Below are 1002 nucleotides of genomic sequence, written 5' to 3'. Positions count from 1 at the left end.
GCTTCACCGTCGACGATGCGCTCAAGCGGCTGACCGAGAGGGCTGTCCGGTGAGCCCGCAGCGTCGTCCCACCGCCCGCGAGGTCCTCACCCCTCGGTCGGAGCATCTCCTCGCCACCGTGTACGCGGGGCAGGTGCGGGCGGTGGTCATCGAGCGGGCACTGAAGCGGATGGCCGAAGCCGACGCCAGAGCGCGCCGCGGACAGATGCCCGACAGCAACCTCACTGAGGCCCAGCAGAACGGAGCCCAGCCGTGACCCTCCCCGACCGCGCCCTGCGATGGCTGTACCTGGCCGCCGCCGCCCTCGCCGGCCACTGCTCCGTCACCAGCGCCCGCGCAGACGCCTGGTGGTACGCCATCGGCCTGTTCGGTGTCTCCCTGCTGCTGGCCGTCGCCGCGGGCCGAGAGTACGTCGCCGCCAACGAGCGCCGCGCGGCCGCGGTGCGCGCCGAGCGGGCCGCCCGCCCCTGCGGCCTCCGGCCCATCACGGGCGAGGTGGTCGACGCGGCCCTGGCTGCCGCCTGCTGCGAGCGCTGGTGGACATCCGCCGGCGCCGCCCATGACCACACCTGCAAGAACTACGAGCACCAGCGGAGGACGGCATGAAGCGCCACACCGCCAGCACCACCACCGACGACGCCCTGGACGAGTTGTACGCGAACGCCTCCAAGGGCTGGCGCCGCGGCGACATTTGGAAGGCCAAGGCGAAGGAGATCGAGGTCGACCGCGACCGCCTCGCCGAGGAGCTGGAGCAGGCGCAGGCCACCATCGAGCGCGTCCGCGCGGCCGTCGCCCCGTACGACTGGACGCACGCGCAGGTCCCCGCCGCGCGGGTGCGCGACGCCCTCGCAGAGCCCAAGGAGAGCACCACCCCGTGAACACCTGCGAGCTGTGCGACCGCGCGGCCAGCGGCTACCTGTGCACCCGGCACCCGGAGCAGCTGGCCGCGGGGCGGCAAGAAATACCCCCCCGGTACGCCCAGGTCGGCGAGTGCCTGGTGGC

The 1002-nt window shown here is 73.7% G+C and carries 3 protein-coding genes; all 3 read left to right on the top strand.

What is annotated here, in order from left to right:
• On the top strand, positions 1-256 hold a 256-nt coding region (locus ACFWE9_RS27115), incomplete at its 5' end, for a hypothetical protein (protein ID WP_377359701.1).
• A complete protein-coding gene (locus ACFWE9_RS27110; protein WP_375988995.1) occupies positions 253-606 on the top strand; it encodes a hypothetical protein in 354 nt (117 codons plus the stop codon). The genes ACFWE9_RS27115 and ACFWE9_RS27110, both read left to right, overlap by 4 nt.
• Entirely contained in the window at positions 603-878 is a 276-nt protein-coding gene (locus ACFWE9_RS27105; protein WP_375988998.1) for a hypothetical protein, read from the top strand. The genes ACFWE9_RS27110 and ACFWE9_RS27105 overlap by 4 nt, the downstream gene beginning before the upstream one ends.
• Positions 879-1002 lie beyond the last annotated feature (124 nt).

Source organism: Peribacillus sp. NPDC060253 (assembly GCF_042727425.1).
GTDB lineage: Bacteria > Bacillota > Bacilli > Bacillales > DSM-1321 > Peribacillus.
Note: the sequence above shows the minus strand (reverse complement) of the source record. Positions and strands in the feature narration are given on the sequence as shown.

Coding starts and splice junctions, on each gene's coding strand:
- ACFWE9_RS27105 (WP_375988998.1), top strand. CDS start 603: ATGAAGCGCCACACCGCCAGCACCACCACCGACGACGCCCTGGACGAG.